The sequence below is a fragment of the Azospirillum halopraeferens DSM 3675 genome, from assembly GCF_000429625.1.
Lineage (GTDB): Bacteria > Pseudomonadota > Alphaproteobacteria > Azospirillales > Azospirillaceae > Azospirillum > Azospirillum halopraeferens.
In genome coordinates this window covers 43,180-65,282 of record NZ_AUCF01000034.1, presented here as the reverse complement: position 1 = coordinate 65,282, position 22,103 = coordinate 43,180, and the positions used below count along the sequence as shown (strand labels likewise).

General features: G+C 67.4%; 19 protein-coding genes and 5 pseudogenes. 12 read left to right on the top strand and 12 right to left on the bottom strand.

Translation table 11 applies throughout. The annotated features are described in order from the left end of the window. Positions 1 to 415 (top strand): annotated as a pseudogene (locus tag G472_RS39070) (IS3 family transposase); the annotation flags it as partial. Between the two features lie 26 nt (positions 416 to 441). Here the strand turns inward: G472_RS39070 and G472_RS0122205 are convergent. Both G472_RS0122205 and galE read right to left on the bottom strand, forming a co-directional pair. Further along, a protein-coding gene (locus G472_RS0122205; protein WP_425387998.1) for an IS3 family transposase occupies positions 442 to 1,607 on the bottom strand; the annotation gives its coding sequence in 2 pieces (ribosomal slippage) (positions 442 to 1,355 and positions 1,355 to 1,607; 1,167 coding nt in all). 108 nt (positions 1,608 to 1,715) lie between these two features. Beyond that, complete coding sequence (galE, locus tag G472_RS34980; protein ID WP_051341144.1) at positions 1,716 to 2,756, bottom strand: UDP-glucose 4-epimerase GalE; 1,041 nt, start codon at positions 2,754 to 2,756, stop codon at positions 1,716 to 1,718. A 129-nt stretch (positions 2,757 to 2,885) separates the two neighbouring features. Here galE and G472_RS38315 point away from each other — a divergent pair. The 7 genes and pseudogenes from G472_RS38315 to G472_RS0122165 all read left to right on the top strand — a co-directional run. After that, a pseudogene (locus G472_RS38315) lies at positions 2,886 to 3,287 on the top strand (transposase); the annotation flags it as partial. A 57-nt stretch (positions 3,288 to 3,344) separates the two neighbouring features. Continuing rightward, entirely contained in the window at positions 3,345 to 4,565 is a 1,221-nt protein-coding gene (locus G472_RS0122190) for an IS256 family transposase (protein WP_029009292.1), read from the top strand. A gap of 17 nt (positions 4,566 to 4,582) precedes the next feature. Then, positions 4,583 to 5,014 (top strand): annotated as a pseudogene (locus G472_RS0122185) (IS5 family transposase); the annotation flags it as partial. A 243-nt stretch (positions 5,015 to 5,257) separates the two neighbouring features. Next, a complete protein-coding gene (locus tag G472_RS34975) occupies positions 5,258 to 5,962 on the top strand; it encodes an FkbM family methyltransferase (RefSeq protein WP_051341143.1) in 705 nt (234 codons plus the stop codon). A 62-nt stretch (positions 5,963 to 6,024) separates the two neighbouring features. Beyond that, positions 6,025 to 7,383: an FkbM family methyltransferase gene (locus G472_RS37510; protein ID WP_051341142.1), complete on the top strand. Its 1,359-nt coding sequence runs from the start codon at positions 6,025 to 6,027 to the stop codon at positions 7,381 to 7,383. Between the two features lie 88 nt (positions 7,384 to 7,471). Then, positions 7,472 to 8,557 carry a tetratricopeptide repeat protein gene (locus G472_RS0122170; protein ID WP_156927216.1) on the top strand — a complete coding sequence of 362 codons (1,086 nt, stop codon included), beginning with the start codon at positions 7,472 to 7,474 and terminating at the stop codon, positions 8,555 to 8,557. 26 nt (positions 8,558 to 8,583) lie between these two features. Further along, entirely contained in the window at positions 8,584 to 9,660 is a 1,077-nt protein-coding gene (locus G472_RS0122165; protein WP_029010122.1) for an O-fucosyltransferase family protein, read from the top strand. Positions 9,661 to 9,753: 93 nt separating this feature from the next. Here the strand turns inward: G472_RS0122165 and G472_RS0122160 are convergent, their stop codons facing one another. Then, on the bottom strand, positions 9,754 to 10,824 hold the full coding sequence (locus G472_RS0122160; RefSeq protein ID WP_029010121.1) for a glycosyltransferase family protein: 1,071 nt from the start codon (positions 10,822 to 10,824) through the stop codon (positions 9,754 to 9,756). Positions 10,825 to 11,006: 182 nt separating this feature from the next. After that, positions 11,007 to 13,268 (bottom strand): glycosyltransferase, encoded by a 2,262-nt coding sequence (locus G472_RS37505; RefSeq protein WP_084536844.1) that lies wholly within the window; start codon positions 13,266 to 13,268, stop codon positions 11,007 to 11,009. On the opposite strand from G472_RS37505, the pseudogene G472_RS0122150 reads away from it, so the two are divergent. The 4 genes and pseudogenes from G472_RS0122150 to G472_RS34960 all read left to right on the top strand — a co-directional run. Further along, positions 13,267 to 13,497, top strand: a pseudogene (locus tag G472_RS0122150) (IS256 family transposase); the annotation flags it as partial. The gene G472_RS37505 and the pseudogene G472_RS0122150 overlap by 2 nt on opposite strands. An 87-nt stretch (positions 13,498 to 13,584) precedes the next feature. Continuing rightward, positions 13,585 to 13,839: pseudogene (locus G472_RS0122145) on the top strand (SDR family oxidoreductase); the annotation flags it as partial. 30 nt (positions 13,840 to 13,869) lie between these two features. Then, on the top strand, positions 13,870 to 14,685 hold the full coding sequence (locus G472_RS0122140; protein ID WP_029010118.1) for an SDR family NAD(P)-dependent oxidoreductase: 816 nt from the start codon (positions 13,870 to 13,872) through the stop codon (positions 14,683 to 14,685). Positions 14,686 to 14,832: 147 nt separating this feature from the next. Next, positions 14,833 to 15,207 (top strand): AraC family ligand binding domain-containing protein, encoded by a 375-nt coding sequence (locus G472_RS34960; protein ID WP_035693402.1) that lies wholly within the window; start codon positions 14,833 to 14,835, stop codon positions 15,205 to 15,207. 90 nt (positions 15,208 to 15,297) lie between these two features. On the opposite strand, the gene G472_RS38310 is transcribed toward G472_RS34960, so the two are convergent. Genes G472_RS38310 through G472_RS34945 form a run of 8 tightly spaced genes read right to left on the bottom strand, consistent with a single transcriptional unit; the run spans position 15,298 to position 22,093 of the window. Continuing rightward, entirely contained in the window at positions 15,298 to 15,516 is a 219-nt protein-coding gene (locus G472_RS38310) for an acylphosphatase (RefSeq protein WP_211100233.1), read from the bottom strand. 58 nt (positions 15,517 to 15,574) lie between these two features. Continuing rightward, positions 15,575 to 16,489: a formate/nitrite transporter family protein gene (locus G472_RS34955; RefSeq protein WP_051341140.1), complete on the bottom strand. Its 915-nt coding sequence runs from the start codon at positions 16,487 to 16,489 to the stop codon at positions 15,575 to 15,577. A 22-nt stretch (positions 16,490 to 16,511) separates the two neighbouring features. Beyond that, entirely contained in the window at positions 16,512 to 16,979 is a 468-nt protein-coding gene (hycI, locus tag G472_RS39065; protein WP_035693401.1) for a hydrogenase maturation peptidase HycI, read from the bottom strand. Continuing rightward, positions 16,979 to 17,380, bottom strand: coding sequence for a formate hydrogenlyase maturation protein HycH (gene hycH / locus G472_RS39060; protein ID WP_029010116.1), 402 nt, complete (start codon positions 17,378 to 17,380; stop codon positions 16,979 to 16,981). The genes hycI and hycH overlap by 1 nt, the downstream gene beginning before the upstream one ends. Further along, the gene (locus G472_RS0122115) at positions 17,377 to 18,168 is read right to left on the bottom strand and encodes an NADH-quinone oxidoreductase subunit B family protein (RefSeq protein WP_029010115.1); all 792 of its coding nucleotides are present in this window, start codon (positions 18,166 to 18,168) and stop codon (positions 17,377 to 17,379) included. Before G472_RS0122115 ends, hycH begins: the two co-directional genes overlap by 4 nt. After that, a complete protein-coding gene (locus G472_RS34950; protein WP_084536841.1) occupies positions 18,165 to 18,758 on the bottom strand; it encodes a formate hydrogenlyase complex iron-sulfur subunit in 594 nt (197 codons plus the stop codon). Before G472_RS34950 ends, G472_RS0122115 begins: the two co-directional genes overlap by 4 nt. Positions 18,759 to 18,768: 10 nt before the next feature. After that, positions 18,769 to 20,484, bottom strand: coding sequence for a hydrogenase large subunit (locus G472_RS0122105; protein WP_029010114.1), 1,716 nt, complete (start codon positions 20,482 to 20,484; stop codon positions 18,769 to 18,771). Then, positions 20,462 to 22,093 carry a hydrogenase 4 subunit F gene (locus G472_RS34945; RefSeq protein ID WP_245593557.1) on the bottom strand — a complete coding sequence of 544 codons (1,632 nt, stop codon included), beginning with the start codon at positions 22,091 to 22,093 and terminating at the stop codon, positions 20,462 to 20,464. Before G472_RS34945 ends, G472_RS0122105 begins: the two co-directional genes overlap by 23 nt. Positions 22,094 to 22,103 lie beyond the last annotated feature (10 nt).

Sequence of the window (22,103 nt, the reverse complement as noted above, 5' to 3'; positions counted from 1 at the left end):
GAGGCGGTTATCGATGTCCAGAAAAAATTCTCCGCCCTTCCGGGGATTGCCTTGCCTCCCGTCGACAGCGACGAGACGCCGCAATGAGCGCGGTTGCCGCCTTGGCCCCCGGCCGCGGTCTTGTGAGCGCGGCCTGCGCCGCCGTGGGCGTCGCGCGCCGGTGTCCATCGGCATCGAACCCGGCCGGCCGGTCGGGAGCCGGCGCCGAGACCCCGGCCGGCCCGGGCGCTTACGGCCCAAGAACGTCAGACCGTGCTCGCCCTTTTGCGCGAGCCGCGCTTCGTCGATCTCGCCCCGGCGGAGGTCTATGCTACCCTGCTCGATGACGGCTTCTATCATTGCTCCATCCGCCATGTACCGCCTGTTGGCCGAACATGATGAGGTCCGGGACCGCCGCGACCAGCTCCGCCATCCGTGACCTGAGACCGAAGTTTCCTCCGGTCATTGGCAGAGTCTCTGTGAGTTGTGATGCCCCAAGCGGGCGGTGATGGCAAGCTGGGCCGGGGCATGCCCCGGCCCAGCTTGCGCCGTCGCCGCGATGGCGATCTCAGCCGGCGTGGCGCCGCCGAGACCGGAGTGCGGTCGGACGTGGTTGTAGTCCTCCTTCCAGGCGGCCAGAACGGCCCGGGCGTGAGACAGCGACACGAACAGCGTCTCGTTCAGACATTCATCCCGAAGCCGCCCGTTGAAGCTTTCCACGAAGCCGTTCTGCATCGGCTTGCCGGAGGCGATGTAGTGCCACTCGACCCGGTGCTCCTGGCTCCAGCGCAGGATCGCCATGCTGGTCAGCTCGGTCCCGTTGTCGCTGACCACCAGCAGCGGCGTGCCGCGGCGGGCGATCAGGGCATCGAGCTCACGGGCGACGCGGACGCCGGACAGCGAGGTGTCGGCCACCAGCGCCAGGCACTCGCGCGTGAAGTCGTCCACCACCACCAGGATCCGGAAGCGCCGCCCGTCGCTGAAGCTGTCGGCGACGAAGTCCAGCGACCAGCGCCGGTTCGGCCCCTGCGGCAGGGCCAGCTGCGCCCGTGTGCCCAGGGCGCGTTTGCGCCCACAGCGCCGGCGCACCTGGAGTTTCTCCTCCCTGTAGAGCCGGCCCAGCTTCTTCTGGTTCAGGGCATGACCCTCGCGGGCCAGCAGCAGATGCAGCCGCCGATAGCCGAAGCGACGCCGCTGGCGCGACAGCTCGCGCAACCGTTCGCGAAGGACGGCATCATCCGGGCGCCGGGAGCGGTAGCGCACGGTCGAGCGATCCGCTCCCAGCACAAGGCACGCCCGCCGCTCGCTCACGCCGTGGTTGGCACGGACGTGGGCAACGGCACTCCGCACAGCCGCGGGCGTCACCATTTTTTTGCGGCGACGTCCTTCAGGATGGCGTTGTCCAACATGGCCTCGGCCAGCAGCTTCTTCAGATGGGCGTTCTCGTCCTCGAGCGCCTTCAGCCGCCGGGCTTCGGAGACCTCCAGCCCGCCATACCGGGCCTTCCAGGTGTAGAAGGTCACCTCGCTGATCCCGTGCCGGCGGCACACGTCCGCCGTCTTCTGCCCGGCCTCCTGCTCCTTCAGGATGCCGATGATCTGCTCCTCGCTGAACCGGCTGCGTCTCATGCGTCCGTCTCCTCTCGATGACGGACTCTACCCATTGCTGGAGCAATTTTCCGGTCTCAGGTCACTCGCGCCGCGGAGCGACGGCGCCCCCTATCAGGAGATCGGCCGCTATCGAGACACGCCGCCAGCATGAAGGGCGCAAGGAGCTGTCTCGACCGACCCCTTGGCCATGGCCGGGGACCGCCGCCGAATCCAAGCATAGGCGGTCGCGACCATGTCGGCAATGTCGGTGACCGTCGGCGCCCATCCCAGCGTCTTCCGCGCCATGACCGCGTCGGCCACGAGGATCGCCGGGTCGCCGGGTCGCCGCGGCAGCAGCCGGTGGGGAACGGCGCGGCCGGTCACCCGCTCGACTGCCTCCAACAGCTGCAGGACGGACGTTCCGCGTCCCGTCCCGAGGTTGAGCGCCACGCTCCGGCCACCGTCGCGGAGATAGTCGAGCGCACGGACATGGGCGTTGGCGAGATCGCAGACGTGGATGTAGTCCCGGACCGCACTGCCGTCCGGTGTTGGAAAGTCCGTGCCGTAGACCTCGAAACGCGGAATCCGACCATCCGCCGCCATGAGCAGAAGCGGAATGGCGTGTGTTTCGGGATCGTGCAACTCCCCGATCTCTCCATCGGGATCGGACCCCGCAGCGTTGAAGTAGCGTAACGTGACCGAGGCGATGTCGTAGGCTCGGCCATAATCGGTCAGAATGCGCTCGACCATCAATTTGCTGGCGCCGTAGGGCGTGATGGGGTGCTGGGGATGGCTTTCGGTCAGCGGCACGACATCCGGGATGCCATACGTCGCGCAGGTGCTGGAGAACACCATCATGTCCACACCGTGCCGGCGCATTGCATCGAGCAGCGTCAGGCTGCCCGTGACGTTGGTGTGATAGTAGGAACTGGGATCGCTCATCGACTCGCCGACATACGCGAGAGCCGCGAAATGCATCACGCAGTCCGGCCGATACTGCCGGAACACCCGGTCCAGCGCGGCGGCGTCCGAGATGTCTCCGATCTCCAGCGGCCCCCATTTCACCAGTTCGCGCCGTCCACGGCAGAGGTTGTCGAAAACGACTGGCTCGTGCCCGCGGCGCGCCAACTGCTTGCACGCATGGGAGCCGATGAAGCCTGCCCCCCCGGTGACCAGAACACGTGCCATTTCACCGCCTACGAATGCGCCGCCGCATTATGAGAGTGGTTGTCGCACGCTGCTGCGTGCGCACCGAGACTATGCGGCACCTGCCAATAAAGCCTTAAGAGCGCCTAACGAAACCGGGCTTGGGCTGGAATGGCAGCCCCTCTTGTCTCCGACGCCCTGAGGGCGATTGTCGAACCGCTGATCCCGCCGGAACCGCCCAAGCCGAAAGGCGGGCGACCGCGATTGAGCGACCCTGACCGGCATCCTGTTCGTGCTGAAGAGTGGCATCTAGTGGGAGATGCTGCCCATGGAGATGGGCTGCGGCTGCGGCATGACCTGCTGGCGCCGGTTGCATGAATGGCAGCGGGCCGGCGTCTGGGAGAACCTTCATCGGGTGCTGCTGGACCGTCTGGGCCAAGCCAACGCCATCGACTGGAGCCGGGCCGCCGTGGACAGCGCGAGCGTCCCGGCAAAAAGGGGGGCGAGGAGACCGGGCCGAACCCGACGGACCGTGGCAGGCCGGGTTCCAAGCGCCATGTCCTCATCGACGCGGGCCTATCCGGAATTTCGTGCTCGGCGGGGTTATCCTGAAGCAGAAGGAGACCCAGAATGGCGCGACGCAAAGAGCCGGTTATCCCCGACGCGATCCTCGACCAACTGCTGGCGGGGGCGGATGCCAAGACGGCGTTCGAGCAGAACGGCTTGCTCGACCAGTTGAAGGAGGCGCTGACGGAGCGGGCGCTGAAGGCGGAACTGGATCATCACCTGGCCGGTGACGAGAGCGGCAACCGTCGCAACGGCTACGGCCGCAAGACGGTGCTGACCGAGGGCGGGTCGATGGACCTGTCCATCCCACGCGACCGGACGGGAACGTTCGATCCGGCGCTGATCGCCAAGTACCAGCGCCGCTTCCCCGGCTTCGACGAGAAGATCATCTCGATGTACGCGCGGGGTATGTCGACGCGGGAGATCACGGGGCACCTGCGGGAGCTCTATGGCATCGAGGTCTCGGCCGACCTGATCTCCACGGTGACGGACGCGGTGATCGAGGAGGTGACGACGTGGCAGAACCGGCCCCTGGAGGCGATCTACCCGCTGGTGTTCCTGGATGCCATCCGGGTCAAGATCCGGGACGAGGGCCTGGTGCGCAACAAGGCCATCCATGTGGCGATCGGCGTGCGGGCCGACGGCACCAAGGAGGTGCTGGGCCTGTGGATCGAACAGAACGAAGGCGCCAAGTTCTGGCTGCGCGTTCTCAATGAGCTGAAGAACCGGGGCGTGGAGGACATCCTGCTGGCCGTGGTCGACGGGCTGAAGGGCTTTCCCGAAGCGATCGCCGCCGCCTATCCCGAGACGATCGTCCAAACCTGCATCGTCCACCTGCTGCGCCACAGCATGGAGTTCGCGTCCTGGAAGGACCGCAAGGCCATCGCCGCCGCGCTGAAGACGGTCTACGACGCCGTCGATGACAAGGCCGCCGAGGTGGCCCTGAGCGCCTTCGAAGACGGTCCCTGGGGCGAAAAATACGCGGCCATCGGCAAGGCGTGGCGCCGGGCGTGGCAGGAGGTCATCCCCTTCTTCGCCTTCCCCCGCGAGGTTCGACGTATCCTCTACACCACCAACGCCATCGAGGCCTTGAACTCCAAGCTGCGTCGGGCGGTGCGGGCCAGGGGGCATTTCCCCAACGACGAGGCCGCCCTGAAGCTCCTGTTTCTCGTCTTGAACCGCGCCGAGAAAGACTGGAAGATGCCGCCGCGGGAATGGACGGCCGCCAAGGCACAGATGGCCGTCATCTTCGGCGAGCGGTTCGCAAAGGCGATGACCGCCTGAAAATGAAATCCGCCCCGCCGAGCACGAAATTCCAGATAGGCCCCATCGACGCCAACGGCATTCCGTTGGCCCTGATCCTCTCCGCGGCCAACCGCCACGACAGCACGCTGCTGGAGACGCTGGTCGATGCCGTGCCAGCCATCCGCCAGTGCGCCGGCCGCCCGCGACGGCGCCCGGCCAAGCTGCACGCCGACAAGGGCTACGACTTCCCGCGCTGCCGGCGGGCGCTTCGCCGACGCTCCATCATCCCCCGCATCGCCCGGCGCGGCATCGACCGCAGTGATCGCCTCGGCCGCCACCGCTGGAAGGTTGAGCGCACCCTGGCTTGGTTCGCCCGCTTCCGCCGCATCGCCGTCCGCTATGAGCGCCGAGCCGACATCTTCGCTGCCTTCCTCCATCTCGCCGCCGCCCTCATCACCTTCCGCTTCGTCCAGCGATGGTTCTGTTAGGTACTCTTATAGGAGCAGGACTCTCGCTTCGTCACCTGCCTCAGATCCGGGGTCCATCTCACAACTGACGGATCCTCCTTGACTCCGCCCCTCAGGCCGGAGAGAAGTTCATGCGGGCGCCTGACATCGGACGTGCTCGGCCCGTCGGACATCCGAACCGGCAGAACGGTGTGTCCGGCCAGGACCATGCGTCTGCTCCTGGGAAAGGCTCATTCCCTTTTCCGGCGCTGATCCCGGCGAAGGATGGGCTCATCCACCGACATCGCCAACACGGATATCGCCGGGGAGTGCGCCATGCAGCCATCGACCATCATGGATTTCATCGAGACGGACGACATCGTCTTCGATATCGGCGCACACACGGGCGACAAGGCCGTCGGTTTCCTGCGCAAGGGCGCGAGGGTGGTGTGCGTCGAACCCCAGCCGCGGCTGGCCGAGCACATGCGGAGCCGTTTTGCAGGCGTTCCCGCCGTCGTCGTGGTGGCGAAGGGTGTGGGCAGGGCACCGGGAACGCTGACCCTCGACATCTGCACCAGGTCTCCGGTGCTGAGCACCTTCGCTCCACACTGGAAAACCGGCCGCTTCTCCGCCTATGAGTGGGACGAACAGGTCGAGGTGGAGATCACCACCATGGACGCGCTGATCGCACTCCATGGCGAGCCGAAGTACAGCAAGATCGACGTAGAGGGATTCGAGATGGACGTGGTCCGGGGGCTGTCGTGCCGGGCCGGAATCCTGTCTCTGGAGTTCACGTCCGAGTACATTGCCCACGCCATGGAGGTCGTGCACCGTCTGGTCACCCTTGGATACGGGGAGTTCAACGTGGCAGTGGGCGAGGATCCGCGCTTCCAGCTCGCACAATGGGTGCCCTGGTACGAAATCGTGCGCATCCTCGGCAACAGTGCCGTGGAAAATCAAAAATTGTGGGGCGATCTCTACGCCCGGTGATACGGGCTCCGCCCGAGGGCGGGGAGGCGGATGCAGGGTGTTCGGGCGGAAAAGGCGGAACCATGGTTGCTCAGGCCGAAATCGACGTTATCCGCAGGTTCATCCGGCCCGGCGACGTGGTGTTCGACGTCGGGGCGAATGTTGGGGCATGGACACGCGAAGTGCTCGCCGCACAACCGGACTGCCGCGTGTTCGCGCTGGAACCGCTCGCTGCGGCCGACGGCACGCTCGCCGGGCAACTGGCCCGTCTGGGCTCTCGGGCGACGGTGTTCCCGGTGGGGCTTGCGAGCGCGGCCGGTACGCGTTCCTTCACCCATTACCGCACACATCCCAGCTTCAGCGGGTTCCACCGGCGCACCCATCCGATCTTCGGCGACATCCCCGAGCCGAGCATCATCGATATCGACGTCACCACCCTCGACACTTTCTGCGGGGACCGGGGGGTGCGCCACGTCAATTTCCTGAAGATCGACGTCGAAGGGGCGGAACTGGAGGTGCTGCTCGGTGCCCGCGGCCTGCTCCGCCACGGCCGCATCGACTTGGTCCAGTTCGAGTACGGGGGAACCTATGCCGACGCGGGCACCCGTCTTGAATCGGTGTTCGCGCTGATGGCCGGCGAAGGATATCGGTTGTTCAAGCTGGGACAGTCCTTCGACGAGCCATTGGTATGGTCGCCGGCGCTCGAAGACTTCGAGTACGCGAACTACCTTGCCATTCACGGGCGGCTGACGGACTACCTTTTCGGGCGCCCGCCGCGCATGCTGGATCTGGCGATGCTGCTGCCCGCGCACGGTGTGCGGCCACGGGGCGTCGTGCACGTCGGCGCCCACCGGGGCCGCGAGGCGGACGCCTACCGCGCGATGGGGGCCGGCCCGATCCTGTTCGTCGAGGCGAACCCGGCGCTGGCCGATGCCCTGGCCGGCCGCTTCGCCGGAGCCGATGATGTGCACGTCGAGTCGTGCGCGGCGGGCGAGGCGCCGGGGCGGGCCGTGCTTCACATCACGTCCGGCGACCAGAGCAGTTCGCTGCTGCCGCTCGGCCTGCATCGCCGCATCTACCCGTCCATTACAGAGGTCGGCCGGATCGAGGTGACCGTTCGGCCGCTCGACGAGATCGTGGAACGCAGCGGGCGGGCTTTCACGGACTTCAATGTCCTGAACATGGACATCCAGGGTGCGGAACTGCTGGCATTGCGGGGCGCGCCGCGGCTGCTGGAGCACATTGAGGCCGTCAACCTCGAAGTCAACTTCGCCGAGCTGTACGAAGGCTGCGCGCAGATCGAAGACGTCGAGGCGCATCTCACCGGCGCAGGCTTCCGGCGCGTCGCGATGACCTGCCCCTACCACCCGACCTGGGGCGACGCTCTTTACGTCCGGGTTCCGCCGGCCGCCGGCTGTCCGGAACCGGCGATTTTGGACTGACAGGGTTCCCGGGCAACGATACAGTCGCCGCATCGGCTGCGGCCACGAACAACGGCGTCCGCGCCTTGCGGCACAGTGGAGCAAGACGGTGACTACCAGCGCACTCAGCAACGAGCAGATCGAGGAATGGCGACGCCGCATACGCAGCACGACTTTCGCCAATTACCATTATGAAATGGGCGTGGCGCTGTTGCGGACGGGTGAGCCGGACCATGCCGTCGCGGCGTTCCGCCGTGCGCTGGACATCCAGCCCGATCATCACGCCGCCGCCTTCGAGCTGGAGGAGGCGCTGACCGCGCAGGCCCGGCCGGATGAGGCCCGGGCGGTCGGAGAGTTGGCCGGGAGGATGGAGCCGAACTACCGCGTCATCGGTGTGTGCCGGCGCGTCGCCGCTCTCCTTGGCGACGAGCGGCTCGACGAGGCGTCCGGCGTCCTAGACGCGCTGACGGAGGCCGAACGCTCCCATCCCGCCCTGACGCTCGCGCGGGCAATCCTCCTGCTGCACGGCAATCGCACCGAAGAGGCGGGGCTCCTCCTGGATGGACTGCCTCCCGCCGACCGGTTGCCCCATGCCGACACCTTGGCCTCCGCGCTGGCCGGTGTCGCCCAAAGCCTGATTCGGAATATGCGGGAGGCGGACGCCGCCCGCGTTCTCGACATCCTGCTCGCGCTTGAACCCGACCACGAACAGGGACGGCTTCAGCGGGCCCGTCTTGCGCAGGCGCAGGGCGACCATGCCCGCGTCCTCGCCCTCGTTGATCGGCCGGAGCTGTTCTCCTCGGCTGTCATAGCCCACCAGTACCGCTTCCTGGCACTTCTCGGGCTCGGTCGCAATGCCGAGGCGCGCCGGGCGCTGGACGTTGCCGAGACCCTGACTCCCGGACACGGCGTGCTTCTGGCTTTCCGTGCCCTGGCGGCGTTGGCGGACGACCATGTCGCCGAAGCCGAGGCAGCCGCGAATGCGGCCCGCAAGGTGCTGGAAGGCAATCCGTGGGTGCAGGTCGCCAACGCCCTGGTGCATGTGGCTCAGGGACGGGGGGCCGAGGCGGACAAGGACCTGGCCGGCGCTGTGCGGGCCGACGGCAACGCGATCCGCACGGTACTCGCCCGAATCGGACCGCTTGCGGAGCCGTTGCGCTCTCGCCTCGCAGCCCTCGGGGGCGCGGCCGCGTGACGGGAGGTGCGGCCCCGAACGGTTCGATGGAGGCGCTGGACCGGTTGTATGAGGAAGCTGCCGCGCTGGTACGCGCCGGCCGCTACGAACAGGCGGCTGACCGTTACCGGTCCGTCCTGTCCCGGGTTTCCGACTATGGCGCGCTGGTCGGGCTGGCCCGGGTCATGGAACACCTGTGCGAACCGGACGCCGCCTCGGAACTGTACCGGAGGGCGTCGGCTGTGGTCCCCGGCATGGCCCGCCCGTTCTCCCGCCGTGTCATGCTGGAGGCCCGCCGGCTCTGGGGGCCGCCACCCGACCGCCGCGTGCAGGCACCGCCCGACCGGCCGCGCTTGTCGATGACGACGCTCGGGCAGAACGGCCGCTTCGGCAACCAGGTGTTCCAATACGGTTTCCTGCGGCTCTACACCGACCTGCGTGGGCTTGAGCTGGAGCTTCCGGATTGGCCCGGGCGTGACCTGTTCGGGTGTGACGAGCCCTATCCGGCGGTGGCACTGCCGGAAGCGGACGAGAAAACGGTCGACCTGGCCGGCACCCTGCCCCCCGGTTCGGCCGAGCGGGTGGCCGGCGTCGATGTCCGGGGCTTCTGCCAGTACCCGACCATCCGTCTCGCCCCCTGGCGCGAGCGCTGGCGCGCCCGTCTGCGCTGGGCCGCGCCGGTCGCCCGTGGGCTCGATCGGTGGCTCGAACCGCTGGGGTTCGCCGGCCGCACCCTGGTTGCCGTGCACATCCGGCGCGGTGACTTCGGCGGCGAACGGTTCTGGCGGTCGCCCACCGAATGGTATCTGCCCTGGCTGCGTGCGGTCTGGCCAGATCTGCGACACCCGCTGCTCTATGTTGCCTCCGACGACCCGGGCGTTGTCGAGGATTTCCGGGCGTTTCGGCCGGTGACCGCGGCCGGCGCCGGCCCCCTGCCGGAGGCGCTGGCCTTCCTGGTCGACTTCGAGGTGTTGCGGCGCGCCGCGTTCCTGGCTGTGTCCAACAGTTCGTTCTCGGTTGCGGCGGCCATGCTGAACGTTGCCGGGCACGAATTTGTGCGGCCGGTGCGGGCCCGCGGTCGGCTGGAGCCATTCGATCCCTGGAACACGGCCGTGCTGTTGTGACCGGCACGGTCGCCGCGGACGGGCACCGGTCCAACTTTTGGAGCGACGACCGGATTTACGCGTCAGGTCGATTCCGATTTGACGCGGTCTGATTCAAATCGCGCCGCGGATCAGGTCGGCCAACTCGGTGACCCGGCTTTCCATCGACCAGTCACGCAGGCAGCGCTCCTGGCCGCGCCGCGCGATGGCCTCCCGCTTGTCGGGGTGGTCGAGGAAATAGCGGATCTTCTCCGTCAGTTCGCCGGCCGAGGCGTAGGTCTCCACCTCCCGCCCGGGAACGAACTGCTCCCCGAGCGACGGGTCGGCCTCAGTCAGCAGCATGGTGCCGAGCCCGGTCGTCTCCTGCATCCGGATATTCATCGCACGCCCGGTGATATCGATGTGGACGTTCAGGCCGATGCGGCCATGGCGGATCGCCCGGTACATCGCCATTCCCCAAAGCGCTCCGCGGTTGTGTCGCGCCAGGATACCCTCCGCGTCGCCCAGCAAATGAAAATCGGTGCCGAACCCTGCACCCGACCGCTCCGCGGCCTCCGCCACGCGGGCGAGGCCGTTGGCACGCTCCCGGTGCTCCCGGCTGATCTGGCCGCAGAAGACGACGTCGTTGCGACGCGGCTCGTCCGCCAGCATCTCGGCAATCCACCGCGGGAAACCCGGGCGGAACCGCACCGTTCGCCGCGCGCCGAGTTCTTGCGCGCGGCGCAGACACCCGTCGTCGCCCGACAAAAGAATGTCGAAGCCGCGCCAGTCCGTGCCGTCCGGAATGGATGCCTGCCGCCACGCCATCACCAGCCGTGGCCGGTGCGCGAGGCTGCGAAGGAAGCGGGCGTCCAGTCCGATGGGGTCGGAGATCAGGAGGATGTCCGGGCGGAAACGGTCGACCCGTTCCACACACAGCCGCATGGCCGCTTCCGGGTCCGCCGGCGGCTCGATCCCGCGCTCGCGCGCCCACTGCCCCTGGCCGGACACCCAGTTGGCGACCACGAACTCCGTCTCGAAGCCCAGCGGCCGGAAGTACGGGGCCAGCACGTGTCCGGCCGAAAACCCGTCTGCCAGCAATCGATCGAGCTGCCGGTCGTAAGGCAGCGCCGCCACATCCGGCGCGGCGCGGTGGAAGGTGCCGAGATAGACATCGTAATAGGTGACGATCTGCTGCAGGCGCATGACGCCGCCTCCTTGAACATTTCCGGATGCTTGATCTCGGCAGCTCCGGTGGGTCTCGTACACGGCCGGGAGCATGCTGACCGCTGCCTTCATACGCCCTGCCGGTTGCGGCCCTGCCGGGCCGAAGCCGATACCGCGGCCAGGGAACCCACCCGCTTCACGGTGCTTCGGAAGGGCGGCATTCACACCGGCGGGGTATCGCGGTACCGCCCGATCTCCAGATAGGGAGTTCCGCCGTCCCGCGGTGCCAGTCCCAGATAGTCCAGCTCCCAGGCATGGCTGTTCCTGGACAGACGCACCGCCGTACCATGCACCGTCTCCAGGAACGGCACCAGCCGGTCCAGGCACGCCGCCCGCCATCCCCCGAGATCCCGCGGTGCGCAAAGATAGGCTTTGCCGCCGCCGCACAGGAACAACCGCAGATCATGCGGCCGGTCGCGGATGTGGTCGAACACGGCATGGGTGACGCAGACGGAATCGGGATTGAAGAAGTCATCCACGCTGATGACCCCGCCGTCGGCCATCAGCGGAATGCACAGGTCCAGGTCGCTGCGGACGGCATCATAGGAATGCTCACCGTCGATGTGCAGAAAGCGGCAGGCCCCGCGGTAGGAGTCGGCCAAGCCTTTCCGGCGGACCTGACGGGAACAGGCGGCCAGAAGCTCGATACGGGCCGTCTCGTCGCAGCCGGCAGCGGCGATGTTGGCCAGAACCCCCGCTCGGTCCAGGTGCCGGTCGATGCCGCAAAACCGTTCACCCGCCCGCAGATTCAGGCAGATGGCCGCCGCCCCGGTGCCGCGGAACACCCCGATCTCCAGGCCGTCTCCGCCGATGCCTTTTTCCGCCTGAGTACGGAAGAGGAAATCCCAAACCCCGTAGGATGTGGCGGACATGCCCCCATGGGCCGGGGTCAGCCCCAGAATGGCGTCGCGTCGGGCCGACATCACTCCTCCTGCCGATCCTGTCGTTCTTGCCCCGGCCGGCAGCCCCCTGGCCCGGGCATGCAGATCGGTGTACAGGGCGGCGTAGCGTTCGGCCTGCCGCTCGAGGGTGCACTCGCGCTCGACGAAGTCCCGAGCGGCATGCCCCAGGGCAGCCAGGCGGCTGCGGTCGGACAGGGCCTCAGCCAGGGCACGGGACAGGTCACCCGCCGCGAGCCCCGCGGCAAGGATCCCCCGCTCGTCGCGGCCCACCAGATCGACGAGTCCGCCGATTGGAAAGCCCGCCACCGGGGTGCCGCAGGCCAGGGCCTCCAGGGCGATGTTCGGATAGTTGTCCTGGCCGCTGGGAACCACCAGCAAATCGGCCATGCTGTAGTACAGTGCCATATCGTCGTCGCTCGTCACCGCGCCCACCTCGATGGTCGGCACCCGGACCGGATGCTGCACCCTGCCATGGCCGACCAGCACCAGGACGCAGTCATCGGACAGCGCCATGCCGTCGAGCGCCGCCCTCAGCATGTCGTAGCCCTTGCGCGGATCGGTGAGAGCGTGAGCGACGAACATGAGCACCGTGGTGTCGCGCCGGATGCCCAGCCGGTCCCGCAGGGCGCCGGCATCACGCTGGCGAAACCGGTGACTGTCCAGTCCATAGGGGATCACATGGACCGGCCGATCCCGAAACAGGGCGCTGCGCTGCGCCTGCCCGGCCATCCAGCGGCTGGGAGCCACCAGGTGCATCGGCCCCTTGAACGCCGCCAGGGCGGCGCGTTTGCGGGCCAGCACGCGGGCCGAAAGATCGTCGGCATCCTGCGATTCCAGCACCGGACAGCGTCCGCATCGGTCGGTGAAGCCGGTGCAATCCCCGGTATAATGACACCCGCCGGTCAGGATGTGCTGGTCGTGCAACGTCCACACCAGGGGAACATCCGCCGGGCGTGCGGCAAGAAAATGGCTCCAGTCCACCAACCCGCGGGTCCAGTGCAGGTTGATCACGTCAGCGGGCATCAGGCGCCGTTCCAGCAGCTCCGACCGCGCAGCACGGTCGGAATGGAACGGGGCGAAGGCATGCCGTTTCAAAGCGGGGTAAGGACCCTCTTCCGCCCGTATCGCCGCCTCACGCCCTTTCCAGTCCTCCATCTCCTCAGAACTCTCGGGACGCACGGCGATGACGTCGCCGTGCGCGTCATCCCGGCGCGCCACATACAAGGTTCGGCTGATGCCGATGCGCCCCAGTCCCTGAAACAGCCGGTATGCCGCGCGGGCCGCGCCGCCGTGAGTGTCGAAGGTGTTGAGCAACGCTACCCGCATGCCGGTCCATGCCCCCAATTCGCTGATGGCAAAGAATAGCTTAGGGGTTTGACGTCTCGCCATGCTTATCCCGGTGGCACTGATGGAAATCAAACGAGCTATGCGGGAAACCGGGTGATGACGGGCTGAGAAGGGCGGCGTATCGAGGCGGGTGACGAAGCCTGCCGGAACCTCCACGAGGGAGCGATACGCCATGAACAATGATAGCAAGGTTGTCCGGCTGCGTCAGCCGGAGGAGATCGACGACCCGCTGACCACCATCCTGCGCACCGGCGCCCGTCGGCTGCTGGAGCAGGCCATCGAGGCGGAGGTGGACGTCTTCCTGGTCGCCATGAAGGACCTGAAGCTGGCGGACGGTCGCGACCGGGTGGTCCGGCACGGCCATGGCCCCGAGCGCACCATCCAGACCGGCATCGGGCCGGTGGAGCCGCGCGGGGACAGGGAGCATCGCACGCGCGCGGCTTTCTGGACGAGGGTGCCAAAGTGATACTCGCCCACGCTTGCGCGGGATCAGATCCGCGTCAATTCGATCAGTCCTGGCGCCGTGGACACGAAGCTGATCACGGAGCCGCTGCGGCCAGGTGAGGTGCCGGTGAGCGATCACTTCTCCCCGGCACCGTTCGCCGTGCGGCGCATGGCGGAGCCAGAGGAGATCACCCGGCTCGTCCTATTCCTCAGTTCCGACGAGTCGGCCTTCATCACCGGGTCCGACTCCGTAGTCGACGGAGGGCTGCTGCTCGGGCCCGTGCCGCCGGACGGTCAGTAAGCGCATTTCGAAAGAAAGAGGAGCAGGCAAATGGGTATGGTCTGGCTGATAACCGGCGCAAGCCGCGGACTTGGACGCGAGATCGCGCGCGCCGCGCTCGACTCGGGCGAAACCGTCGTGGCGACGGCGCGATCCGCCGACGCGGTGCGCCATGCCTTCGGAAGCGACAATCCTCGTTTGCACCCCCTGGCGCTCGATATCGTCGATGGCGAAGCGGCGAAATCGGTCGCAGCCGAGGTCGCTGCGCGGTTCGGTGGGATCGACGTGCTGGTCAACAATGCCGGCTATGCCGAACTGGGCTTCTTCGAGACCTTCACCGATGCCGAGGTGCGGCGCCAGTTCGAGGTCAACCTGTTTGGTACGATGAACGTGGTGCGCGCGGTCGCCCCCCACATGCGGGAGCGTCGCTCAGGCCTCATCGTTACCATCTCTTCGGTGAGCGGGTTGGTCTCCAACGCTGGAGGGGCGGTCTACTCGGCGTCGAAATTCGCGGTCGAAGGATGGATGGAGGGCTTCGCGCAGGAGGTGGCGCCGTTAGGCATCCGCTCGCTCCTGGTCGAGCCGGGGATGCTGCGCACCGAGTTCATGAACGGGAAGTCGGCGAGCTTCGGCAGCATCGACATTCCGGACTACGCCGAGGCGGTCGCGCAGTTCCGCGCCTTCGTGGACGGGGCCAACGGCAATCAGCCGGGCGACCCGACGCTGCTCGCCGCGCGGATCGTAGCGCTTGCTTCGCAGGACGAGGTGCCGTCGCGGTTCGTGTTCGGCGATGACGCCCGACAGTGGGTCAGCGCGAAGGTCGACCGGTTGCGGCAGGAAATCGCCCGGTCGGAGGATCGCACCTGACATACTTACCAAGTGGTAAGTACTGGAATCGCTTGGCACTGAACACCAATTAAAGCACGTATTCCGCCTCAAGGAACGGTTGGACAAAGGCCAAGGCTCGCCGGCCCGGCGCACTCTTCGCGCTCCGGCAAGAAATAGGAGAACTCCATGCCCGTGCAGAAGTTTGCCATCGCCGACGCCCATTTCGAGCGCCTGGATGAGCAGGAAGCGCTGATCGAGACCGCCAACGTCGTGGACCAGCGGCATGGTGGACCGGTCACGGTCGGGTTCGGTCGCTATGGCCCGGGAGCAGTGTTGGAAGAGGTCATCGCTGTTTACGACACGATGATTGTGCTCGAGGGAGAGATCTCCATCACGAGCAACGTCGGAACAGTGACTGCTGAACCCGGAGACATTGTTTATATGCCCGAAGGCGAACGCGTCACTATCCACGCATCGAACAACGGAGCGTTGACCGCGTATGTAACCTACCCTCATTGGGAGGAAGCACGGGCCTCGCATTACGCTGATCGAAGGCGCTAGTGTGGGGCGGCGCCCAGGTCCCGGCCACTGTCCCGGGCACAGTAACAGATTAATTTTTCATGTTAATCCGCCTCCAGGGATGGCCCTCCATCAGCGCCGATGAAAGACCACTCCGGAAGATGATTTTCTTCGAGATATTGATGGCTTGGGCGGCATCAGCTCCTGGCCGGGACTTGGACGTCGATCCACACCCGGCACGCGGATCAGAACGCCTTCGCCGTCGTTGAGCACGTCGCCGGCCAAACCATGCCGGCCGGCGATGCGGTGCACGAACGGGCGGAAACCAACCCCCTGGACCAGCCTGCGCACGCGGATCTGCTCGCCGCGTCCACGGGCGGGTCCCGAGGGGTGCTGTCGACAGGCCCGCTCAATGCTGCGCCTTCACGACGGCGCCCTGCGCCTCCATGACGGAACCGCCGGCCAAAGCCGGCTCCGGCGCGGGGGCCGGCTTGGCGCCGAAGCCCTTGCGGTAGATCACGTAGTACACGATGCCCACGAAGCCGCTGCCGCCGACGATGTTGCCAAGCGTTGCCGGAATGATGTTGTGCATCGCGCCGAGCAGCGTAATGGCGGAATCGTCGAAGCCTTCCGGCACATGGCCCGTGGCCTTCAGCGCGAGCGCCATGCCGAAATAGTACATGTTGGCGATGCTGTGCTCGAACCCGGCGGCGACGAACGCCGACACCGGCAGCATCAGGCCAAGGATCTTGTCGGTCACCGTGCGTCCGGCCATCGCCAGCCACACCGCCAGGCAGACCAGCATGTTGCAGAGAATGCCGGCGAAGAAGACGGTCACCATCGGCTTGGCGGCCTTTGCCGCTGCGGTCTGCAACACCGCAAGCCCCACCCGGCCGCCGTTCAGGTCGGTGTGGTGCGCCATATAGACCAGGAAGACCAGCACCAGCGTGCCAACGAGGTTGCCGAACCACACCCGCGTCCAGTTGCGCAGCATGGCGCCGGTGCCGACCTTGCCATCCGCCCAGGCCATGGCGATCAGGTTGTTGCCGGTGAACAGCTCGGCCCCGGCGATCAGCACGAGCGCCAGTCCGAGGCAGAACACCAGGCCGCCCAGCAGCCGGCTGGCAGCGAAGCCCAACGTGGGGTCGCTGATCACGATGCAGTAGTACATCGCGCCCAGCCCGATGCTTCCCCCCGCGACCATGGACAGCATGAAGCTGGCCAGCGGCGGGGTGTTTGCCTTCTTCACTCCCAGCTTCTCGACCTTTTCCTCGATCTCGGCCGGCGAATAGGCGTCCATGCCGAGGATTTCATTCGTACCCATGGCGGTTCCTCCGTAAACGCAATCATGCGGGGGGCAGGCACTCGAACGTCTCCAATGCGTCTCCCTTTTTCAGACGGGCGTGAACGTCCTCAACCGCCCGCTGGACGGCGGGGGTGACCGGGAACATGAACGATACGATGTCCGGCTGGATGCCGAGAAAGACCACCTCCGGCACGACTTCGCGGATGCGTTCGATCAGGAACGACAGCGGCATATCGTGGGTGGTCATGATGAACTGCTCGGCGATGAAACGCTCGTCCACGCGGCGGACCTCGCCGGGGGCGAGCCCCATGTCGGTGGCGTCGACCACCAGCACGGTGTCGGGCGCTTCCGCCAGCACGCGGTGCACGTGGTTCTCCGGCGCCGAGCCGCCGTCGATGACGCTCCAGCCCGGGGCCGGGTCGTTCTCCAGCATCCGGGCCAGCATGGGGCCGGCGGCGTCGTCGCCCAGCATGGCGTTGCCGACGGCGAGGATGAGGTTTCCGGGCATCAGCGCAGCCTCCCGATCAGGTAGATCGCCGGCTCGGCGTCGATCTGCCGCATCGCGGTGTCGAGCGTTCGCGCCCAGCCCTCCTCCTCCGGCTCCAGGCCGGGCAGGGCCTCGGCCAGGGCGGAGCGCAGCAGGCGCGTGTGCGTGGTGTCGATGACGATCTCACCGAAGCGCAGCACGCCGACCAGCTTGCGCCGCGCCTCCGCGTTCGGGATCTTTTCGATCCAGCGCCCGAACGCGTCGTCCGGGATGTCGAGCAGGGTGGACAGGCAGTCGATCACGCCGACGTGGTGGCCGAGCGCCAGCGCGTAGTACATGACCTGCTCCGACTGCGCGGGCACATCCGCCTTGTCCAGGAACTTCTGCGTCAGCTGGTGGATGACGACGCGCTGTCCGGTCATGACACGTCCTCCGCGCGCAGGCAGATGCGGCTCAGCGAGCCGACGATCTCCGTCAGGCGGGGGTCGTTCTCCTGCTGGAGGTAGGTGGCGATGCGCTGCTCGACGGGCTGGTTGCCGGCGGTCTCCAGCATCGCCAGGAAGCGCTCGGCGATCTGGCTGCCCTGGCGGTAGCCGGCCATGCGGCGCGCCTCGCGCTCCAGCGCCACGCGGGTGTTCAGCGGGATCGACGGGTGCGCCACGGCGACGCGCTCGCCCGGCTGCTCGACGTGGTGCTCGGCCTTCATCTTCTGGCCCAGCAGCCCCAGCGCCACGGCGAAGCCGTGGATGGTGGCGGCCGGCGTCGGCGGGCAACCGGGGATGTAGACGTCCACCGGCACGATCTTGTCGGTGCCGCCCCAGACGCAGTAGAGATCGTGGAAGATGCCGCCGCTGCACCCGCAGGCCCCGTAGGACACGCAGATCTTCGGATCGGGCGCCGCCTCGTAGGCGCGAAACGCCGGCATCCGCATGGCGCGGGTGACCGCGCCGGTGAACACCAGGATGTCGGCGTGGCGGGGCGAAGACACCACCTTGATGCCGAACCGCTCGGCGTCAAAGACGGGGGTGATCGCCGCGAAGATCTCGATCTCGCAGGCGTTGCAGCCGCCGCAATCGACCCGGTAGACGTAGGCGGAGCGCCGGATGTCCTTCAGCAGCGTCGCCTTGGCCCGGGCGAGTTGCTGCGATTCCGTCAGCGGGACGGCGCCGGGCGCGCGGCCGACGGCCGGGCCGGTGATGGTCGTGGTCATGGGGCGGTCTCCATCTCCGCGGGGGCGGCTTTGGCCGGCGGGGCGGCGGCCGGCGCCGCATGGACCATGCCGGCCTGCCGGGTGGCCCGATCCACCTCCTGAAGCCGCCGGCAGTCCGGGCAGGTCTCGTAGAAGCCGCGGCGCTGTTCCGCCGCCTCGCGCGGCAGGCCCTGGTGCACCAGCAGCTCGATGACGTAGTCGACCTCCTTGCGGGCCACGAAGGGCGTGCCGCAGCAGCGGCACGGCGCCAGCGCGAAGGTCGCCGATTTGAACAGGTCGTCGCGGTTGAAGACGGCCAGCTCGAAGTCGTCCGACAGCTCGATGGCCCCGGTCGGGCAGACCTCCTCGCAGCGCGCGCAGAAGATGCAGCGGCCGTAGAAGATCGACCAGGTGCGGGTCCCCGCATCCGGGTCGGTCTCCATCGACAGGGCGTTCGCCGGACAGGCGATGGTACAGGCGCCGCAGGCCATGCAGTCTTTGGCGTCGTACTCCGGCTTGCCGCGGAAGTTAGGGCTGATGGGAAGCGGCGCGAACGGGTACTTCGCCGTCGCCTCGCCCGCCTTCAGGATGATCTTGAGCAGCTTGATCATGGCTGGGTCTCTATTTCAGCGGCGAGCCGGTCCGCTCGCGGCAGTAGCGCTCCATGTCCTTGTAGGGAATGATCATGGACTTCTGCTTGCGGACATCGACGACGGTGACGCGGTCGGTGCAGGAGTAGCAGGGGTCGATGCTGGCCACGATCAGCGGGGCGTCGGACACCGTGTTGCCCCGCAGCATGTAGCGCAACGGCGGCCAGTTGGCGTAGGTCGCCGCCCGGCAGCGCCAGCGGTAGAGCTTCTGGTTGTCGCCGAGCATCGTCCAGTGCACGTCCTCGCCGCGCGGGGCCTCGGTGTAGCCCAGCGCAAAGCGGTGCGGCTTGAAGGTGAAGCCCTCCAGCAGCAACGGCCCTTCGGGCATGGTGTCGAGGAAGTATTCGACCAGCGCCAGGGAGTCGAAGACCTCCCGGGTGCGGATCAGCACGCGGGACAGCACGTCGCAGCCTTCCATGACGTGCACCGGCAGCGGCGCGCCCTTGTAGCCTGCGAAGGGGTGCAGCACGCGTACGTCGCGGCGATGGCCGCTGCCGCGCACCACCGGGCCGACCGTGCTGTAGTCGCGGGCGATGGATGTCTCCAGCCGCCCCACGCCCTCGGTGCGCTGGCGCATGTTCGGGGTGGCCAGCAGCATGTCCACCAGTTCCTGCACCTCGCGGCGCAGCTCGGCGATCAGGGTCAGCGTCCTGGAGCGCTCGTCCTTCAGGATGTCGCGGCGCACGCCGCCGATGAGGTTGAGCGCGTACGTCTTGCGTGCGCCCGTCAGCAGTTCGGCCATGGTCATGGCCTTCTCGCGCACCCGGAAGAACTGCATGAAACCGGTGTCGAAGCCTACGAAGTGGCAGGCCAGCCCGATGTTCAGCAGGTGGCTGTGCAGGCGCTCCACCTCCAGCAGGATGCTGCGGATCGCCCCGGCGCGCGGCGGCACCACGATGCCCAGCGCGTTCTCGACCGAGTTGGCGTAGGCGACGGAGTGGGTGAAGCCGCAGATGCCGCAGATGCGGTCGGCGAGGAAGGTCACCTCGTCGTAGCCCATCCGCGTCTCGGCCAGCTTCTCCATGCCGCGGTGCACGTAGAACAGGCGGTAGTCGGCATCGACGATCGTCTCGCCGTCCACGAACAGGCGGAAGTGGCCCGGCTCGTCCGAGGTGATGTGCAGCGGGCCCAGCGGGACCACCGTGGTCTCGCCCCTGGCTTCGTTGATGAACTTGTAGGTCTCGGTGTCGGTGGTCGGCTGCGGGCGCATCCGGTAGTCCATCGCGTCCTTGCGCAACGGGTACAGGTCGTCCGGCCAGTCGTCCGGCAGCACCAGCCGGCGCTCGTCCGGCAGGCCGACCGGGCGCAGGCCGAACATGTCGCGCGCCTCGCGCTCGCCCCACACCGCCGCCGGCACCTTCGGTGTGACGGAGGGGAACTCCAGCGTCTCGGGATCGACGACGGCGCGCACCACCACCCAGCTCTTCTCCACGCCCTCCATGGAGAGCACGTAGTAGACGGCGTAGTGGCCGCTCAGCGGGCGCTCGTCGTTGGCCACCACCACGGAGAGCCAGCCGCCCTGACCATAGTGCAGTTCCTCCACGACCGCCGGCAGGGAGCCGGGATCGACGGTGATGGTCGCCTGGTTGTCGGCCTGCCAGGATTCCTCGAGGACGACGTCGGGGAACTTCAGCCGCAACGCGTCGATGTAGGTCTTGCCGACCTTAGTATCGGTTGGAGCAAGCATGGTCTTCGATCTCCGTGCGGCGAAGGGCGTTCGGTGAGCAGGTCGGGCGGCCGGCGTCGACGGGCTCGGCGAGGGTAACGGTGGTCGCGTTCTGCCACGGCATGCGCAGGGCCAGGGCGTCGGAGCCCTCGGTGGCGAGCACGATGGCTGAAGCCTCCCGGAGCAGACCGGCGACCGGTGCCGGGACGCGCACGCCCATGATCAGCATCATCACCAGCAGCACCGCCATCGGGGCGAGTGCCAGAGGTCCGACGTCGCCTTTGGCGACGGTGGGCGGGCTGGCACCCAGGATCGAGCCCGCGATCATTCGGACGAAGGCGGCGAGGACGACCGTCAGAAGGACCAGGCAGACGATCATCAGCCATCCGTAACCTGCGTCGATGCCCGCCGTGACGGTCAGGAATTCGCTGACGAACACGTTGAACGGCGGCATGCCGCCCAGCGCCAGCGCGCCCGCCATCAGCAACACGCCCGATACCGGCGCCACCCGCAGCACGCCCTTGACGGTGTCGAGGTCGCGCGTGCCGTACTTCATCAGGATGTTGCCCGAGCCGCAGAACAGCAGCGCCTTGGCCAGGCTGTGGTTGACCGTGTGCAGCAGCGCCGCCATGACGCCCAGCGGGCCGCCGATGCCCAGCGCTATCGCGATCAGTCCCATGTTCTCGACGCTGGAGTAGGCCAGCAGGCGCTTGAGATCGCGCTGCACGACGACGAACAGCGCGGCGACGGCCAGCGACAGCACGCCCAGGCCCAGCAGCAGCATGTGCGGGAAGGCCGGCCCGACGGCCTTGGACACCAGGATGTCGAAGCGGATGACGATGAACAGCGCGCAATTCAGCAGCACGGCGGAGAGCAGCGCGCTGGTCGGGCTCGGCGCTTCACTGTGGGCGTCGGGCAGCCAGGCGTGCATGGGGAACAGGCCGGCCTTGGTGCCGAAGCCGACCAGCACGAAGACGAAGGCGATCTTCGCCAACGTCGGGTCAAGCACGTCGGCGTGCTGCAACAGAACGGTCCAGAACGCGGCACCCTCGATGCCGACCGGCGCGGCGGCGACGTTGGCGTAGACCAGCACCGTTCCGTACAGCCCGAAGGCGACGCCGACCGTGCAGATGACAAGGTACTTCCATGCCGCTTCCAGCGAGGAGCGCTTGCCGTACAGCGCCACCAGGAAGGCGGAGCCCAGCGTCGTCGCCTCCACCGCCACCCACATCATGATGATGTTGTTGGCGGTGACCACCAGCAGCATGGTGAACAGGAACAGGCTGAAGAAGCCGTAGTAGACGCCGAGCTTCCGGTCGTCCACCTCGCCGTGCGCCAGGTCGTGGCGCATGTAGGCGATGGAATAGAGGCCGGTCAGGAAGCCGACCACGCCGATCAGCGCCAGGAAGACGGCGCCCAGCGCATCGACGTGCAGCCAGTGGCCGAGGGCGGTCACCGGGCCGTGCACGGCAACGCCGCGCACGGTCAGCAGCGACAGGACAAGGACCAGGGCGATGCTCGCCAGGTGGACCGCCTCGACGGTCCTGCGGCTGAGCGGGCGGAAATGGCACGCGGTGAGCTGCACCAGGGCCGCGATCAGCGGGACGGGCAGGAGCGTGAGGAGGGCCATGTCAATCATC

Coding starts and splice junctions, on each gene's coding strand:
- galE (WP_051341144.1), bottom strand. CDS start 2,756: ATGGCACGTGTTCTGGTCACCGGGGGGGCAGGCTTCATCGGCTCCCAT.
- G472_RS0122190 (WP_029009292.1), top strand. CDS start 3,345: ATGGCGCGACGCAAAGAGCCGGTTATCCCCGACGCGATCCTCGACCAA.
- G472_RS34975 (WP_051341143.1), top strand. CDS start 5,258: ATGGGCTCATCCACCGACATCGCCAACACGGATATCGCCGGGGAGTGC.
- G472_RS37510 (WP_051341142.1), top strand. CDS start 6,025: ATGGTTGCTCAGGCCGAAATCGACGTTATCCGCAGGTTCATCCGGCCC.
- G472_RS0122165 (WP_029010122.1), top strand. CDS start 8,584: ATGGAGGCGCTGGACCGGTTGTATGAGGAAGCTGCCGCGCTGGTACGC.
- G472_RS0122160 (WP_029010121.1), bottom strand. CDS start 10,824: ATGCGCCTGCAGCAGATCGTCACCTATTACGATGTCTATCTCGGCACC.
- G472_RS37505 (WP_084536844.1), bottom strand. CDS start 13,268: ATGGCGTATCGCTCCCTCGTGGAGGTTCCGGCAGGCTTCGTCACCCGC.
- G472_RS0122140 (WP_029010118.1), top strand. CDS start 13,870: ATGGGTATGGTCTGGCTGATAACCGGCGCAAGCCGCGGACTTGGACGC.
- G472_RS34960 (WP_035693402.1), top strand. CDS start 14,833: ATGCCCGTGCAGAAGTTTGCCATCGCCGACGCCCATTTCGAGCGCCTG.
- G472_RS34955 (WP_051341140.1), bottom strand. CDS start 16,489: ATGGGTACGAATGAAATCCTCGGCATGGACGCCTATTCGCCGGCCGAG.
- hycI (WP_035693401.1), bottom strand. CDS start 16,979: ATGCCCGGAAACCTCATCCTCGCCGTCGGCAACGCCATGCTGGGCGAC.
- hycH (WP_029010116.1), bottom strand. CDS start 17,380: ATGACCGGACAGCGCGTCGTCATCCACCAGCTGACGCAGAAGTTCCTG.
- G472_RS0122115 (WP_029010115.1), bottom strand. CDS start 18,168: ATGACCACGACCATCACCGGCCCGGCCGTCGGCCGCGCGCCCGGCGCC.
- G472_RS34950 (WP_084536841.1), bottom strand. CDS start 18,758: ATGATCAAGCTGCTCAAGATCATCCTGAAGGCGGGCGAGGCGACGGCG.
- G472_RS0122105 (WP_029010114.1), bottom strand. CDS start 20,484: ATGCTTGCTCCAACCGATACTAAGGTCGGCAAGACCTACATCGACGCG.
- G472_RS34945 (WP_245593557.1), bottom strand. CDS start 22,093: ATGGCCCTCCTCACGCTCCTGCCCGTCCCGCTGATCGCGGCCCTGGTG.